This window comes from Xanthomonas sp. LF02-5 (assembly GCF_034105325.1).
In the GTDB taxonomy this organism is placed as follows: domain Bacteria; phylum Pseudomonadota; class Gammaproteobacteria; order Xanthomonadales; family Xanthomonadaceae; genus Xanthomonas_A; species Xanthomonas_A sontii.
In genome coordinates, this window is sequence record NZ_JAXGGF010000001.1 from 540,428 (window position 1) to 556,616 (window position 16,189).

Consider the following 16,189-nt stretch of genomic DNA (forward strand, 5'->3'; position numbering starts at 1 on the left):
AATACTATTTACCATGTATGAAACTTAGATGTCCACGTGCTAGGTTGTTGCGGTTCGTGCATCCATCACGCTTTGCGTCCGCCTATGCCGCATTCCGATTTCCCGCCGCGCGTCAGTGCCGGCGGCCGCCAATTGCTCGACCGTGTGTTCAAGACCGGGGTGCAGACCCAGGCGGCGCTGAGCCGCGACCTGGCTCTGTCGCAGCCCACCGTGGCGCGCCTGCTGCAGGGCTTCGTGCAGGACCGCATGGTCCAGCTCAGCGCCCGTGCCGCCGAGGGTCGCGGTAATCCCAGCGTCGATGTGCGGCTGGCGCCGGATTACGCCTACGCCTTCGGCATCGGCCTGATGGGCGACGTGGTGGCGCTGGCGCTGGTGGATTTCGCCGGCACCGTGCGCGGCCAGCGCCGCGTGGGCCTGGCCGACATGCGCCGCGCGCCGGTGCTGGCGCAGTTGCAGCGATTCCGTGCGGAGCTGCTGGCCGAGACCGGCGTGGACCCGGCGCGGGTGGTCGGCATGGGCATGGCGATTTCGGCGTTCTTCACCGGGCAGGGCCGGCAGATGGCCGGGCCGCCGGCGCTGGAGGACTGGACCCAGGTGGACCTGGTGCCGATCCTGGAAGACGCCCTGGGCTGCGCGGTCACCATCGAGAACGATGGCGCGGCGGCGGCGGTGGCCGAGAGTCTGTACGGGGTCGGCCGCGACTGCCGCGACTTCGTCTACCTGCACCTGACCAACGGCTTCGGCGGCGGCATCATCGCCGATGGCCGGCTGTTCCGTGGCCACCGCGGCAATGCCGGCGAGTTCGGCGGCATCTGGACTGTCGGCGGCATGGCGTATCCGAACCTGGACGCGCTGCTGTCGCTGGTGCGCGCGGCCGGCCAGGACTACGCCGGAGTCGAGCAGATGCTCGGCGCGATCGACGCGCACACCCCGGGCGTGGACGCCTGGCTGGACATGGCCGAGGCACCGTTCTCGCAGTTGTGCGCGTATCTGGCCTATGCGCTGGATCCGCAGGCGATCGTGATCGGCGGGCGCCTGCCGGCCGCGATCGCGCAGCGCCTGATCGAGCGCATCCGCATCCCGCGCGCACCCAACCGGCACGGCCTGGCGCCGCCGCTGCCGCAACTGTGCATTGCCCGCACCGTCGGCGACGCGGTGACCCTGGGCGCGGCGTTGATGCCGCTGCAGCGGGCGTTTTTCGCCTGAGACATGCGCGTGCGCTGTGCGCCGCGTTCAAGCCAGCGACATGGCGCCGTGTCGCCGAGGATTCGGGCCTGATGCTCGCTCGTTGCGTCGCAGCGTCCGCTGTCTCAGCCGCTGCTGGCGTTGGCCGCCAGGCCGGCACCGATCGGATGCGATCGCCGGCGTCCCGTCAACAGCGCCAGCAGCAGGCACAGCGCCCCGCATAGCAGCGGGCCGGCCGCCATCGCCCAGCACAGCAGCAGGCAGTGCCCGTCGCGGTAGGCCAGCGCATCCAGCAGCACGCCGATCAGCACCACCCCGGCGGCCAGGGCGACCTGTGCGGCGGCGGTCAGTGCGGCGAAGCACAGCGCATGCTCGGCGACCGCACGGGTCGCGGTGCACTGCGCGTGCCAGGCCCATACCAGTTGCCCGCCGCTGCCGCCGATGGCGCCGATGCAGGCCGCTGCGGCCAGGCTCAGCAGCGGCTGCGCCGGCAACGCCAGCGCGAACAGCGGCGCGCACAGCAACAGGGCGCCGCCGAGCCAGGCCAGCCGTTGCGTCGGCGTGCGCTGCCGGCCCCAGCGCGCGGCCAGCGGTTGCACCAGCACCGTGCCGAGCGCATAGGCGATCAGGACCGCACTGCCCCAGCCGGGCGAGAGCAGGCCGTAGGCGGCCACGTACGGGGCGAGCTTGGTGAACGCGGGCAGGGTCAGCGAGACCGCTGCGATCAGTGCCAGCGGCTGCCAGGGAATCGCGCGCCACGAGGGCGCTCGGTCGATCGCGATCACGGCCGTGGCGTCGGCGGGGGCCGGGTGCGCAGTGGCGTGATGGCGCAGCACCCGCTGCAACTGCCAGGCGCACAGCATCGCCACCGCCGCCAGCACCGCGCTGGCCTGCAGCGCCAGGCTGCCGCCATCGGTCCCGCGCGCCAGCACCGCACCGACCACGCTGCTGATCAGCAGCGCCGCCGCGCCGCTGCCGGCCAGGCGCAGCGCGCTGGCGCCGTCGTGGCCGCGCCAGGGCCACTGCGCCAGGCTCAGCAAGGTGTTCTGGGCCACGTCGCAGGCGGCGTAGGCCAGCCGGAACAGCAGGCTCACCGCCAGCACATAGCCGAGCCGCCGCGGCGGCGGCAGCAAGGGTGCGGCGAACACCAGCAGCAGCGCCAGCGCCGCGGCGGCCAGGCCGTGCCATTGCAGGCGCCCGGCGCTGCGCACGTCGCGCAGGCGCCGGCGCAGGCCCCAGCCGGTGCCGAGGCCGATCGCGGCGCTGAGCAGCAGGCCCAGCGCCAGCACCAGCCCGGCCGTGATCGCGCGCAGGCCGGCATGTTCGGTCATCGAGTAGATCAGCAGCAGTTCGCCGGCGTACCACAGCAGGCTCTTGCCGAAATGCGCGCCGGCATACGCCGCCAGCGCCGTCTGCGGCAGGCGGGGCAGGGCGGGCAGGGGCGAGGGGTGCGGCATGCCCAGGCTTATAGCCGCGCGATGCGACAGCACCAAGTCCGCCGCGCCGGCTTGCTAGGATCGAAGGCGCTGGTCCCCGTCGTTCGAGGAGTTCGCCGATGTCGCTGTCATGGTCATGGCCCCGGTTGCTGTGCCTGTGTCTTGCCGCCTTCGCTGCGCCTGCCGTCGCGTCCGTGGCCGCGCGCCCGCAGGCGGTGTATCAGCTGTCCGCCGCCGACCTGTTGCGTCTGCTGCGCGGCGATGCGCAGGCCGCGGCGACGCCGCTCGCCGGCAGCGCCGAGCAACGCCGCGCGCAGGCCGGCGCGCTGGCGCGGCTGTACATCGCCGGCGTCGCCGACGCCAGCGAAGGCAGACAGTGGTGCGCCGGCGCGCAGGGCGTGCTGACGCACGAACTGGTCGATCGCGTGTTCACCGCGCTCGCCGCGCTGCCGCCGGCGCAGTTGCGGCAGCGCGCCGCGGTTCCGGTGGAGCAGGCGCTGCACGACGCGTTCCCCTGCGCGGCGCGTTGAGCGTCACAGGCCCGTCGGTGACGGGCGCCGGGCCTGACTGCTGCGGGCGACCTGGGCTTGCGCGTGCCGGGATCGAGAGCGATCGCCGACTGTGCCCGACAGAGCGCCGCGTGCGTCGACGCGACGCTGCCCGCGATGGTCGCCGATGGCCGACCAGGTCAGCGCACGCCCTACAACTGCGCCGCCAGCCGGCTGCCCTGGGCGATGGCGCGCTTGGCGTCCAGTTCGGCGGCGACATCGGCACCGCCGATCAGGTGCGCGCTGCGGCCGGCGGCCTGCAGCGCCGCCTGCAGGTCGCGCCGCGGTTCCTGGCCGGCGCAGACCACCACCGTGCCCACCGGCAACAGTTGCTCGGCGCCGTCCACGCGGATGCGCAGGCCGCTGTCGTCCACGCCCAGGTATTCGACGCCGCCGAGCATGGTCACGCCCTTGGCCTTGAGCGTGGCGCGATGGATCCAGCCGGTGGTCTTGCCCAGCCGCGCGCCGGGCCGGCCCGGGCTGCGCTGCAGCAGCCACACGCTGCGCGCCGGCGGCTCCGGGCGTGGCTTGCACAGCGCGCCACGGCCTTCGAATTGCGGGTCCACGCCCCACTCGGCCATCCAGCGCGCCGGGTCCAGCGCGGTCGACTCGCCGGCGTGCACCAGGAACTCGCCGACATCGAAGCCGATGCCGCCGGCGCCGATGATCGCGACCTTGTCCGCGGCCTGCACCCGGCCCTGCAGCACGTCCAGATAGCTGACCACACTGGGATGGTCGGCGCCGGGGAAATCCACCGTGCGCGGCACGATGCCGGTGGCTAGCACCACCTCGTCGAAGTCGGCCAGCAGGGCCGCATCGGCGGTGGTCTGCAGGCGCAGTTCCACGCCGGTAGCGTCGATCTGGTGGCGGAAGTAGCGCAGCGTCTCGTGGAATTCCTCCTTGCCGGGAATCCGCTTGGCCACGTTGAACTGGCCGCCGATCTCGCTGGCGCTGTCGAACAGGGTGACGCGGTGGCCGCGCTGCGCGGCCACGGTGGCGCAGGCCAGGCCGGCCGGGCCTGCGCCGACCACGGCGATGCGCTTGGGCGCGCGGGTCGGCAGGTAGTTCAGTTCGGTCTCGGCGGCCGCGCGGGGATTGACCAGGCAACTGGCGGTCTTGTTCTCGAACACGTGGTCCAGGCAGGCCTGGTTGCAGGCGATGCAGGTGTTGATCGCCTGCGCCTGGCCGCGCTGCGCCTTGTTCGCCCATTCCGGGTCGGCCAGCAGCGGCCGCGCCAGCGACACCATGTCGGCGCCGCCGCCGGCCAGGATGCGCTCGGCCACGTCGGGCATGTTGATGCGGTTGGTGGCGATCAGCGGCAGCCGCACGTGCGGCTTGAGCTTGGCGGTCACCGCGGCGAAGGCCGCGCGCGGCACCGAGGTGGCGATGGTCGGCACGCGTGCTTCGTGCCAGCCGATGCCGGAGTTGATGAGGGTCGCGCCGGCGGCCTCGATCGCCTGCGCCTGCAGCACGATCTCCTGCCAGTCGCTGCCGTCCTCGACCAGGTCCACCAGCGACAGCCGGTAGACGATGATGAAGTCCGGTCCGCAGGCGGCGCGGATGCGGCGCACGATCTCCACCGCAAAGCGCATGCGCTTGGCCGCATCGCCCCCCCAGGCGTCGTTGCGGCGGTTGCTGCGCGGGGCGATGAACTCGTTGATCAGATAGCCTTCCGAGCCCATCACCTCGACGCCGTCGTAGCCGGCCTCGCGCGCCAGCCTGGCGGCGTGTGCGTAGGCATCGATCTGGCGTTCGACGCCGCGCGCCGACAGTGCGCGCGGGGTGAACGGGTTGATCGGCGCCTTGAGCTTCGACGGTGCCACCGACAGGGGGTGGTAGGCGTAGCGCCCGGCGTGCAGCAGTTGCAGGCAGATCTTGGCGCCATGCGCGTGCACCGCGGCGGTCACCTGCCGGTGCGGGCGCACTTCCCATGGCCAGGACAGCTTGCCGCCAAACGGTTTCAGCCAGCCGACCACGTTCGGTGCGAAGCCGCCGGTGACGATCAGGCCGACGCCGCCGGCGGCGCGCTCGGCGAAGTACGCGGCCAGTTTGGGGAAGTCGCGGGCGCGGTCTTCCAGGCCGGTGTGCATGGAGCCCATCAGGATGCGGTTGCGCAGCTGGGTGAAGCCCAGGTCCAGTGGGGCGAACAGGTGCGGGTAGGCGATGGGGGTGGGGTCGGGCTGGCCGGGGGCGGGCGACATGGCGTGGATACGCAAGCGTACGGAAGGGCGCAGGGTGCCGTGAAACTTGGGCTACGGCAAGAGGGGCGTTGCCTTAAGCCGCCTTTACATCGCTCTGGGATTTTGAAGCATGGCGCTTAGAAGCAAGAGCGACAGCTTCCGCTGACGCGGGTCACTTTTCTTTGCTTGTGCAAAGAAAAGTAACCAAAAGAAGCGCTTCACCACAGCCGAAGGCTGGTCAAGCACACCCCGCAGCGCGCCTTCCGCGCTGCGCGCTCCGGGTTCGCAGCCACGACGGGCATTTTTCGACGGCACATCCATGTGCCGGCGAAAAACGACGCGCATCCTGCGCATCGCCCTTCGGGTATTCGCCCGCCGTGGCTGCCGCGCCGAGGGGACCCGGTAGATCAAAAGCAAAGCGAAAGCACAGCAACAGCACAGCAACAGCAACAGCGGGAGCAGGAGCGGGAGCGGTTACGGTCGGCTGGGCGATCGCGCGAATGTTTCGATCGATGCGCCGCCCGCTCAGCCCCAGCCGACCAGGGCCAGTTTGCCGATGGTGCTGCCCGACTCCAGGCGGCGGTGCGCCTCGCGCAGGGTGGTGGCGTTGATCGGGGTCAGGGTCTCGGTCAGGGTGGTGCGCAGTTCGCCGGCGTCCACCAGGCTGGCGGTGCGTGCCAGGATGCGGTGCTGTTCGATCATGTCGTCGGTGCGGAACCGGGCGCGTGCGAACATCATTTCCCAGTGGATGCCGATGCACTTGGCCTTGTACGGGTCGCCGATGTGCAGTGGACCGCTCGGCTCGACGATCAGCCCGACGTGGCCCTGCGGCGCCAGCAACTCGCCCAGCGCCTGCCAGTAGCGGTCGGTATCGGCCAGGTTCAACGCGGCGTCCACCTGGTCGATGCCCAGTGCCTGCAGCTGCGGCGCCAGCGCCTGGCGATGGTCGATCACGTGGTGCGCGCCGAGTTGCAGGCACCAGTCGCGGGTCTGCGGCCGCGAGGCGGTGGCGATCACCTCGAAGCCGGCATGCCGCGCCAACTGGATCGCGATCGAGCCGACCCCGCCGGCGCCGCCGATCACCAGCAGGCGGCGGCCGCGGTTGTGTTCGTCGTCGAAGTCGAACGGCATGCGCTGGAACAGCAGCTCCCAGGCGGTCAGGGTGGTCAGCGGCAGCGCCGCGGCCTGGGCGAAGTCCAGCGTGGCCGGCTTGCGCGCGACGATGCGCGCATCCACCAGTTGGTATTGCGCGTTGCTGCCGGCGCGGGTGATGTCGCCGGCGTAGTAGACCTCGTCGCCCGGCTCGAAGCCGTCGACCTCGGGCCCGACCGCCTCGATCACGCCGGCGGCGTCGTAGCCCAGCACCTTGGGCTGGCCGTCGCTCGCGCCCTTGGCGCGAACCTTGGTGTCCACCGGATTGACCGACACCGCCTCCACCCGCACCAGCAGGTCGTGGCCGGCGGGCGCGGGCGGCGTCGGCAGGTCGAGGTCGTGCAGCGACTGCGGATCGTCGATCGGAAGGGGATGGAGGGTGGCGACCGCTTTCATGGAGGCTCCTGGACGTGAAGGAAAGGAGGGCACGGCCGCGGCTCAGACCGGCCGCGGGTTGCGCTCGGCGAAGCCGCGCTGGTGCCAGTACGGATACGCCGGTACCGCCGCGCTGGCCGCATCCAGCTGTTGCACGTGGGCGGGATCGAGGGTCCAGCCGACCGCCCCCAGATTCTGCCGCAACTGGTCTTCGGTCCGTGCGCCAATGATCACGCTGCTGACCGTCGGTCGCTGCAACAGCCAATTCAGTGCGATCTGCGGCACGCTGCGGCCGGTTTCGGCGGCGATGGCTTCCAGGGCGTCGATCACCCGGTACAGGCGCTCTTCCTCCACCGGCGGCCCGGCCTCGGTGACCGCCTTGTCGTGCAGGCGGCTGCTTTCCGGCAGCGGCTGGCCGCGGCGCAGCTTGCCGGTCAGCCGGCCCCAGCCCAGCGGGCTCCACACCAGCGCGCCCACGCCCTGGTCCAGGCCCAGCGGCATCAGTTCCTCCTCGTAGTCGCGCCCGATCAGCGAGTAATAGGCCTGGTGCGCGACATAGCGCGACCAGCCGTGGCGGTCGGCCGCCGCCAGCGACTTCATCAGGTGCCAGCCGGAGAAGTTGGACACGCCGAGGTAGCGGATCTTGCCGGCGCGCACCAGGTCGTCGAGCGTGGCCAGGGTTTCCTCCACCGGCGTGTGCGCGTCGAAGCCGTGCAACTGGAACAGGTCGAGATAGTCCGTGCCCAGGCGGGTCAGCGCCGCTTCCACCGCGCGCACCAGGTGGAGGCGCGAGGAACCGACACTGTTGGCTGCGGCCCGGTCAAAGCGGAAGCCGGCCTTGGTCGAGAGCAGCACCTGGTCGCGGCGGCCCTTGATCGCCACGCCCAGCACCGATTCGGCGGCGCCGCCGGAGTAGACGTCGGCACTGTCGAACAGGGTGACGCCGGCCTCCAGGCAGATGTCGATCAGGCGCCGCGCCTGGTCCACGTCCGAGTTGCCCCAGGTGGCGAAGAAGGGATCGGTGCCGGCGAAGGTGCCGGTGCCGAAGCTGAGCACGGGGACCTTGAAGCCGGACGCGCCGAGATGACGGTATTCCATGGAACACTCCTGATGGTGGGGAAGGGGGGGATAAGGCGTCAGCGCGCCGCGGCGGCGGCGTCGACCGCGTCCGCAGTGGCGTGAGCGGGAGGGCGCGCGGTTGCGTCGGCGCCGAGCAACTGCGCGGCGGCCTCGGCCATGGCCGCGTAACCGGCATCGCCGGGATGCAGGTGATCGCCCGAGTCGAATTCCGACCGCATCCGCGCCGGATGCGCGGGGTCGCGCAGCAGGGCGTCGAAATCCAGGATCGCGTCGAAGCCGTTGCCCGCGCGCAGCCAGGCATTGACCTGCTGGCGCACGGCCTCTTTCTGCGGGCTGTAGTAGCCGGGGATCGGCGAGTCCGGCAGCGCGCCCTCGAACGGGGTGAGGGTGGCGCCGATCACCCGCAGGCCGCGCGCCTGCGCGCGCTGCAGCACCTGCCGGTAGCCGGCGATCAGGTCCTCGGCCGGCACCGGCGCATCGTCCGGCGCGAACGGCGTGGCGTACCAACTGATGTCGTTGATGCCCATCAGCAGGATCACGGTGCGCACGCCGGGCTGCGCCAGCACGTCGCGGTCCAGCCGCGCCAGCGCGTTGCGGCCCATGCGGTCGCGCAGCACGCGCCCGCCGGAGATGCCCGCGTTGAGCACCGCCACCCGCTGCGCGGCCAGCCGCGTGGCCAACTGGTCCGGCCAGCGCCGGTCCTGCCCCGGCGTCGACGCGGCGCCGTCGGTGATCGAATCGCCCAGCGCCACCACCGCGCCGATGGCATCGGCGCGGCGCACATGAATGCCGCTGACGAACAGCCGTACCGGCAGCGCCGTGGCATCGGCCAGCGTGGCGTCGGCGGTGCGGTCGCCCGCGGCCAGCCAGGCGCTTTGCAGGCCCTCCCAGTGGAAGGTGGACGGCGCGGTCGGCTGCGGCAGGTACAGGCTGATGCTGAGCCGGGCCAGGTCCGGCACGCTCAGCGCCACCGGGTCGCTGAGCACCGGCGCGCCCGGCGGCACGGTCACCTCGGTCTTGCCGCCGAAGCGCAGCGGCCGCTGCGAGCCGGGCAGGGTCGCGGCGCCGTCGCCGGCCAGGGCCAGCGAGGCGGCGCCGATGTGTAGCGGCGCATCGCCATAGGCGTTGCTCAGTTCCACCCGCAGCTCGCTGCCGCCGAGGCTCACCCGCGCCACCTGGCGCACGGTCTGCCGCCACAGGTGGAATGGCGTCTGTGTCGGGAACGGGAAGTCCGCGGCCCACAGCGGCTGCGGGCTGGCCTGCCAGGTCGCGATCCACTCGCGCGACGCCGCGTCCCCAACGAGCGCCGCGCCCAGCAGCGCCGTCGCCAGCGCAGCCCGCGCCATCGGCCGGCTCATGCCGCACCGCCGGCGGCGCAACCCGCGCCGTGATTGGCGGCGGGTGTGGCGGTGGCCGGCGACAGCCGCAGCGCGCCCAGCGCCACCGCCAATCCGGCCAGGGTCAGCAGTGCCGCCACCCAGGGCAGTTGCGACAGGCTGCCGCCATGGCCGAGCACCAGGCCGCCCAGCCAGGCACCCAGCGCATTGCCCAGGTTGAACGCACCGATGTTCAGGCTTGAGGCCAGATGCCGGCCGGCCTCGCCGGCCTTGCCCAGCACCCACACCTGCAGGGGCGCCACCGTGGCGAACGCGGCCACGCCCAGCAGGCCGATGCCCAGCGTCATCGCCGGCGCCGACGGCAAGGCGAGGGGCAGTGCCGCCAGCACCACCGCCAGCACGCCCAAGCTCAGCGGCAGCGCCTGCCGCGGGCGGCGGTCGGCCAGACGTCCGCCGAGCACGTTGCCGACGATCATGCCCACGCCGAACACCAGCAGCAGCGGCGACACCGCACTGTCGGCTACGCCGGTGACCTGGGTCAGCAGCGGCTGCACGTAGGTGTACACGGCGAACACGCCCGCATAGCCCAGCACCGTCGTCGCCAGGCCCAGCAGCACCGGGCCGCGGCCGACCGCGCGCAGTTCCTCGCGCAGCGGCACGGCCGCCGGTGCGGCACGATCGGCCGGCACCAGCGCGGCGATCACCACGGTGGCCAGCGCGCCGATCCCCGCCACCGCCCAGAACGTGGCGCGCCAGCCGTAATGCAGGCCCAGCCAGGCGCCGGCCGGCACTCCGAGCAGGGTGGCGACGGTGAGGCCGGTGAACATGGTCGAGATCGCCGAGGCCTTGCGCTGCGGGGGCACCAGGGTGGTGGCGACCACCGCGCCGACGCCGAAGAAGGTGCCGTGCGCCAGCGAGGTCACCACCCGCGCCGCCATCAGCGCCGCGTAGCTCGGCGCCAGCGCGCAGGCCAGGTTGCCGGCGGTGAACACCAGCATCAGCGCCAGCAGCACGCGCTTACGCGGCCAGCGCCGGCTGGCCACGGTCAGCAGCGGCGCGCCGAGGAACACGCCCAGCGCATAGCCGGAGATCAGCAGTCCGGCGGACGGAACGCTGACCCGCAGGTCGGCGGCGACCTGCAGCAGCAGGCCCATGATCACGAACTCGGTGGTGCCGATGCCGAAGGCGCCAGCGGTCAGCGCGAACAGCGCGATCGGCGTGCGCCCGGCAGCGGGCGGATGGGGAGGCGGGGCGAGCGAGGCGGCCATGCGGCGGCTCCGGAAGTGACGGGAGGACGGCAGCCTAGGCCTGCAGGTTCTCAGCAAAAACAGTAAAAATATTGAACGACTTTCAATGGAATCCACACAATGGACCGGATCGGCGATATCGCCCTGTTCCTGCGCGTGCTCGACCTCGGCTCGATCAGCGCCGCCGCGCGCAGCCTGGACCTGTCGGTGGCGGTGGCCAGCCAGCGGCTGCAGCGGCTGGAGCGCGCGCTCGGCGTGCGCCTGCTGCACCGGACCACGCGGCGCCTGCACCCGACCCCGGAAGGCCTGCAACTGGCCGAGCAGGGGCGGCCGCTGGTCGAGGACCTGGAATCGCTGGCCGGCGGCCTGCGCCAGGCCGGTGTCGTCGCCGCCGGCACCTTGCGGGTGACGATGTCGGCGGCATTCGGCCGCCTGTATGTGTCGCCGCTGCTGCCGCGCTTCATGGCGCTGCATCCGCAGGTGCGGCTGAGCGTGCACCTGAGCGACAACGTCGTGGACCTGGTCAGCGAAGGCTTCGACCTGGCGATCCGCATCGGCACCCTGCGCGACTCCAGCCTGGTCGCGCGGCGCCTGGCCGGCAATCGGCGCATGCTCTGCGCCTCGCCCGACTACCTGCGCCGCCACGGCACCCCGGCCACGCCGGCCGACCTGGCCGCGCACGCCTGCCTGCTGCTGACCGGCAGCGACGGCCGCCAGGACACCTGGCGGCTGCAGGGACCCGACGGCGAAATCGCCGTCCGCGTGGCCGGGCCGCTGGAGACCAACTTCGGCGAGGTGCTGCGCGATGCCGCGGTCAACGGCCAGGGCATCGCCCTGCATTCGGAATGGCACGTGGCCGAGGACCTGCGGCAGGGGCGGTTGCGTCAGGTGCTGGCCGATTACCCGCTGACCGAAACCGGCATCCACGCGGTGATGCCGCAGCGCCGGCTGGTGCCGCCGCGGGTGCGGGCCTTCGTCGAGTTCATGCAGGCCGAGTTGGCCGACCCGCCGCCATGGGCGCGGCCGCGGTGAGAACTGGGTCGCCCTGCTGGCCGTTGTCTACGACCGCAAACGGTCATCTCCGTGCCGCATTGCGGGATTTCATTAACCTGTATAGGGTGTATCCACGGCCTAGGAGGGGCTGGCGTTGACTTTCACATGTTACGTGCTCGTTAACGCCATCTTCACTATGCCGCGCATAATGTGCGCGGCGATGGCGTGCGGAAACGGCCGTCTGGATGTGACGAGACATCTGTACTGAACCATGCCTCTACCGGTTTCTATCTCCCCGAAACAAGGAGTTGTATTAATGAACAAGAAAATTCTCACCGCCGCGTTGCTGGGCGGTCTGGCCGTCGCCCAGGCAGCGTCCGCGCAGGAATTCGACGACCGCTGGTACCTGACCGGTTCGGCTGGTTTCAACTTCCAGGACAAGGACCGCACCACCAACGATGCGCCCTTCGTCACCCTGGGCCTGGGCAAGTTCATCAACCCGAACTGGTCGCTGGACGGTGAGCTGAACTATCAGAACCCGAACTTCGACAAGAACCAGGACCTGAACTGGAGCCAGTACGGCATCTCGTTCGACCTGCGTCGCCACTTCATCCAGGAAGGCCGCGGCTGGAACCCGTACCTGCTGTTCGGCCTGGGCTACCAGCGCTCGGAAGAAGAGTTCGACACCGGCGGTCCGGTCTCCCCGGGCCAGCGCAAGGACGGCAACTTTGCCGCCAAGGCCGGCGTCGGTCTGCAGACCACCTTCGACAAGCGCGTTGCCGTGCGTGCCGAAGTGGCCTACCGCGCTGACTTCGACGACCAGAGCGTTGCCGCTCCGTCGCAGAACTGGTTCGGCGACGTGCTGGCTTCGGTCGGCGTCGTGATCCCGCTGGGCCCGCCGCCGGCTGCCCCGGTCGCCCCGCCGCCGCCGCCGGCCGCTGCGCCGAGCTGCGCCGATCTGGACGACGACGGTGACGGCGTCAACAACTGCGACGACAAGTGCCCGAACTCCCAGCCTGGCCAGACCATCGGTCCGGACGGCTGCCCGGTGCCGGTGTCGATCGACCTGAAGGGCGTCAACTTCGACTTCAACAAGGCGAACCTGCGTCCGGACGCTGTGGCGATCCTGGGCGAGGCCACCGAGATCCTGAAGCGTTACCCCGACCTGCGCGTCGAGGTTGCCGGTCACACCGACTCGAAGGGTACCGAAGCCTACAACCAGAAGCTGTCCGAGCGCCGCGCCCGCGTCGTGTACGACTACCTGACCAAGAACGGCGTGGACGCTTCGCGTCTGGTCGGTCCGATCGGCTACGGCGAGAGCCGTCCGATTGCCCCGAACACCAACCCGGATGGTTCGGACAATCCGGAAGGCCGTGCGAAGAACCGTCGTACCGAGCTGAACGTCCAGAACTAATCGGACGCTTCCAGTCTCAAGCAAAGCCCGGCCTCGTGCCGGGCTTTGTTTTTGTGTGTGGGAAATGTATGTCGGTGTCGTTGTGGGAGCGGCTTCAGCCGCGACAGACGTCCCGGAAATGCCTGCCGCGGCTGAAGCCGCTTCTGCAGGATGCACAAAGCATTCAAGCTGAATTTTTTCAGCAATCCCAATTATTTAGCGCATGTAGTGTCGGTAACAGTTGAAAGCACGCCGGGGCCTGCCTACACTCGCTCGTCGACTCGCCTGAATGGAAAAAAACCGATGCTGCGTATCGTGACGGCCAGCCTGCTCGCGCTTGCCCTGATTCCTGCGGCCCACGCCGCACCGGATTGCTCCGGCGATCTGCTGCCCAAGCCGCTGGCGTTGCCGGCCACGGTCGCCGCGCCGGTCGCTTCGGAACTGTTCAGCCGCAACGTGCAACTGGGTATGCCCAGCGGCGTGCTGACCCAGTCCTACAGCAGCGACCAGTCGCTGGACCGGGTGCTGCTGCGGCTGCGCGCCGAAGGCTGCCAGAGCCTGGCCAATGCCACCCCGGGCGCGGTGAAGCCGAACGATCCGGCCGCCTACAAGCCGGCCACCGCCTTCGACAACACGCCATGGCGGTTCGACATGAGCCAGAACGGCAAGCGCATGACCGCCGAGGAGTTCGACGCCTGGATGAAGGCGCGCGGCGTGCGCGTGGTCAAGGCGCGTCCGGCTCCGGCACCCGCCGCCGCCGCCGAGGCGCCGGCGCCGGCCGACGCTAACAAGCAGTAAGTCCGGCGCGCGGCCGCTCGCGGCCGCGCCCGTTCGCGCCGTGCGAGGGGCCAAGCCGCCGCGTTCCCGCCGTCCGGCGTCGTCCCCGGCGGCGCCCGCACGTCCGCGCCTGCCCGCGCGCAGCGCCGCCGCGCCGGCCGTGCCGCGCCACGGCCTGGCCCGCACCCTGTCCAAGCTGGGCCTGTGCTCGCGCACCGAGGCCGCGCGCTGGATCACCGCCGGCCGCGTCGCCGTCGACGGACGCATCGTCACCGATCCCGAATTCCCGATCCTGCAGGGCCGCCACCGGCTGGCCGTGGATGGCGCGCCACTGGCCGATACCAAGCGCCTGTACCTGATGCTCAACAAGCCGCGGGGGCTGGTCACCAGTGCGCAGGACGAGCGTGGCCGCGACACCGTGTACCGCTGTTTCGACGGTGCCGGCCTGCCGTGGCTGGCACCGGTCGGGCGCCTGGACAAGGCCAGCGAGGGCCTGTTGCTGTTCAGCAACGACCCGCAGTGGGCGGCGCGGGTCACCGATCCGGGCAGCGGCCCGGACAAGACCTATCACGTGCAGGTGGACGCGGTGCCCGACGCGGCGCTGCTGGCACGGATGTGTGCCGGCGTGGTCGACGATGGCGAACCGCTGCGGGCCAAGCAGGCGCGCCTGCTGCGCCAGGGCGAGCGCCATGCCTGGCTGGAAGTGGTGCTGGACGAGGGACGCAACCGGCAGATCCGGCGGCTGCTGGCCGCGCTCGGCCTGGACGTGCTGCGGCTGGTGCGGGTGGCGGTCGGCGACCTGGTGCTGGGCGACCTGGGCAAGGGCGCGTGGCGCGAGCTCAGCGCCGCTGAAGTCAGGGCGTTGGCGCCGGCGGCGGACGCCAGCGCGCCAGCCGCGCGCTGAGCAGGGCGGCGACCACCTCGCGGGCGCGCGCATCCTGCGGCCCACGCGCATCGTGGTGACGGCCCTTGGCGTGATTGCAGCCGGCGCAGGCCAGCGCCAGGTTTCGCGCATCGTTGGCATCGTCGCCGACCTGGGCGCACAGCGCCGCGGCGACGCGGCGCCCGAACCAGGCCTGCGGCACTACGTGTTCCAGCGTGCTGTGTCCGAGCGGTTCGCCGTCAGCGCGCAGGCGCAGGCGCCGGCGGCAATGCAGGCAGCGGGTCTCCCAGCCGTCCTCCAGCGCTTGCGCCTGGGCGTCGGTCTGCGCCGCCAGCAACAGCCGTTGGCGCAGCGCGGCGCGCATCTCAGGCGGCGAGTACGCCCAGTTCGCGGCCGATGCGGGTGAATGCGTCGATCGCCCGGTCCAGGTGGGCGCGGGTGTGCGCGGCGCTGATCTGGGTGCGGATCCGCGCCTGGCCCTTGGGCACCACCGGGAAGAAGAAGCCGATGGCGTAGATGCCCTCCTCCAGCAGCCGCTCGGCGAAGCGCTGCGCCAGCGGCGCGTCGTACAGCATCACCGGGCAGATCGGATGGGTGCCGGGCTTGATGTCGAAACCGGCGGCGGCCATGCGTTCGCGGAAGTAGGCGGTGTTCTCGACCAGGCGCGCGCGCAGGTCGTCGGCGGCGTCGAGCATCGCGAAGGCCTTGATCCCGGCGGCGACCACGTGCGGCGGCAGCGAGTTGGAGAACAGGTAGGGCCGCGAGCGCTGGCGCAGCAGTTCGATCACCTCGCGGCGGCCGGTGGTGAAACCGCCCAGCGCGCCGCCCATGGCCTTGCCCAGGGTGCCGGTGACGATATCGATCCGGTCCAGCACGCCCTTGACCTCGGCCGAGCCGCGGCCGCTGGCGCCGAGGAAGCCGGTGGCATGGCATTCGTCGATGTGCACCAGCGCGTTGTACTTCTTCGCCAGCGCGGTGATCTCGTCCAGCGGGGCGATGAAGCCGTCCATCGAGAACACGCCGTCGCTGGTGATCAGCTTGGTCTTGCAGCCGGCGGCGTCGGCCGCCTGCAGCTGCGCTTCCAGGTCGGCCATGTCGCAGTTGGCGTAGCGGAAGCGCTTGGCCTTGCACAGGCGCACGCCGTCGATGATCGAGGCATGGTTGAGCGCGTCGGAGATGATCGCGTCGTGCTCGCCGAGCAGCGGTTCGAACAGGCCGCCGTTGGCGTCGAAGCAGGCGGCGTAGAGGATGGTGTCCTCGGTGCCGAAGAACGTGGCGATCTGCGCTTCCAGTTGCTTGTGCAGGTCCTGGGTGCCGCAGATGAAGCGCACCGAGGCCATGCCGAAGCCGTGCGTGTCCAGCGCGTCCTTGGCGGCCTGGATCAGTGCCGGATGATCGGCCAGGCCCAGGTAGTTGTTGGCGCAGAAGTTCAGCACGCGGCGGCCGTCGGCGAGGACGATTTCCGCCGCCTGCGGGCCGACGATGATGCGCTCGGACTTGAACAGGCCCTGGGCGCGGATCGCGTCCAGTTCCTCGGCGTAGTGCTGGGTGAGGCGGGAGTCGGTCATGACGGGCACGCGCGGCGGAAAGAAGCGTCGATTTT

Annotated in this window: 14 protein-coding genes; 6 read left to right on the top strand and 8 right to left on the bottom strand. The window is 71.1% G+C overall.

Features of this window, described 5'->3' with window-relative positions:
- The first annotated feature begins 84 nt into the window (after positions 1-84).
- On the top strand, positions 85-1,206 hold the full coding sequence (locus SLW52_RS02450; protein ID WP_320739499.1) for an ROK family protein: 1,122 nt from the start codon (positions 85-87) through the stop codon (positions 1,204-1,206).
- Between the two features lie 104 nt (positions 1,207-1,310).
- Here the strand turns inward: SLW52_RS02450 and SLW52_RS02455 are convergent, their stop codons facing one another.
- On the bottom strand, positions 1,311-2,642 hold the full coding sequence (locus tag SLW52_RS02455; RefSeq protein WP_320739498.1) for an MFS transporter: 1,332 nt from the start codon (positions 2,640-2,642) through the stop codon (positions 1,311-1,313).
- Positions 2,643-2,740: 98 nt separating this feature from the next.
- Between SLW52_RS02455 and SLW52_RS02460 the strand changes: the two genes are divergently transcribed.
- Positions 2,741-3,151 (top strand): Rap1a/Tai family immunity protein, encoded by a 411-nt coding sequence (locus tag SLW52_RS02460; protein ID WP_267093589.1) that lies wholly within the window; start codon positions 2,741-2,743, stop codon positions 3,149-3,151.
- 170 nt (positions 3,152-3,321) lie between these two features.
- Here the strand turns inward: SLW52_RS02460 and SLW52_RS02465 are convergent, their stop codons facing one another.
- The 5 genes from SLW52_RS02465 to SLW52_RS02485 all read right to left on the bottom strand — a co-directional run bounded on the left by SLW52_RS02465 (position 3,322) and on the right by SLW52_RS02485 (position 10,561).
- On the bottom strand, positions 3,322-5,370 hold the full coding sequence (locus SLW52_RS02465; protein ID WP_320739496.1) for an NADPH-dependent 2,4-dienoyl-CoA reductase: 2,049 nt from the start codon (positions 5,368-5,370) through the stop codon (positions 3,322-3,324).
- 504 nt (positions 5,371-5,874) lie between these two features.
- Positions 5,875-6,897: a zinc-binding alcohol dehydrogenase family protein gene (locus tag SLW52_RS02470; RefSeq protein WP_320739495.1), complete on the bottom strand. Its 1,023-nt coding sequence runs from the start codon at positions 6,895-6,897 to the stop codon at positions 5,875-5,877.
- Positions 6,898-6,939: 42 nt separating this feature from the next.
- Positions 6,940-7,974 (bottom strand): aldo/keto reductase, encoded by a 1,035-nt coding sequence (locus SLW52_RS02475; protein ID WP_284467708.1) that lies wholly within the window; start codon positions 7,972-7,974, stop codon positions 6,940-6,942.
- A gap of 38 nt (positions 7,975-8,012) precedes the next feature.
- Complete coding sequence (locus tag SLW52_RS02480) at positions 8,013-9,314, bottom strand: SGNH/GDSL hydrolase family protein (protein ID WP_320739494.1); 1,302 nt, start codon at positions 9,312-9,314, stop codon at positions 8,013-8,015.
- Positions 9,311-10,561, bottom strand: a complete 1,251-nt coding sequence (locus tag SLW52_RS02485; protein WP_320739493.1) for an MFS transporter — start codon at positions 10,559-10,561, stop codon at positions 9,311-9,313. Before SLW52_RS02485 ends, SLW52_RS02480 begins: the two co-directional genes overlap by 4 nt.
- Positions 10,562-10,660: 99 nt before the next feature.
- Here SLW52_RS02485 and SLW52_RS02490 point away from each other — a divergent pair, with 99 nt between their 5' ends.
- From SLW52_RS02490 to SLW52_RS02505, 4 genes are all read left to right on the top strand, one after another.
- A complete protein-coding gene (locus SLW52_RS02490) occupies positions 10,661-11,572 on the top strand; it encodes a LysR family transcriptional regulator (protein ID WP_017914119.1) in 912 nt (303 codons plus the stop codon).
- A 277-nt stretch (positions 11,573-11,849) separates the two neighbouring features.
- Complete coding sequence (locus SLW52_RS02495; protein WP_160966123.1) at positions 11,850-12,947, top strand: OmpA family protein; 1,098 nt, start codon at positions 11,850-11,852, stop codon at positions 12,945-12,947.
- A gap of 282 nt (positions 12,948-13,229) precedes the next feature.
- Complete coding sequence (locus SLW52_RS02500; RefSeq protein WP_152236546.1) at positions 13,230-13,724, top strand: hypothetical protein; 495 nt, start codon at positions 13,230-13,232, stop codon at positions 13,722-13,724.
- A gap of 109 nt (positions 13,725-13,833) precedes the next feature.
- Positions 13,834-14,607, top strand: a complete 774-nt coding sequence (locus tag SLW52_RS02505) for a pseudouridine synthase (RefSeq protein WP_295925502.1) — start codon at positions 13,834-13,836, stop codon at positions 14,605-14,607.
- On the opposite strand, the gene SLW52_RS02510 is transcribed toward SLW52_RS02505, so the two are convergent.
- Both SLW52_RS02510 and kbl read right to left on the bottom strand, forming a co-directional pair.
- Positions 14,558-14,950 carry an HNH endonuclease gene (locus SLW52_RS02510; protein ID WP_148829682.1) on the bottom strand — a complete coding sequence of 131 codons (393 nt, stop codon included), beginning with the start codon at positions 14,948-14,950 and terminating at the stop codon, positions 14,558-14,560. The genes SLW52_RS02505 and SLW52_RS02510 overlap by 50 nt on opposite strands.
- A gap of 1 nt (position 14,951) precedes the next feature.
- Complete coding sequence (kbl, locus tag SLW52_RS02515) at positions 14,952-16,154, bottom strand: glycine C-acetyltransferase (protein WP_148829681.1); 1,203 nt, start codon at positions 16,152-16,154, stop codon at positions 14,952-14,954.
- Positions 16,155-16,189: the final 35 nt, after the last annotated feature.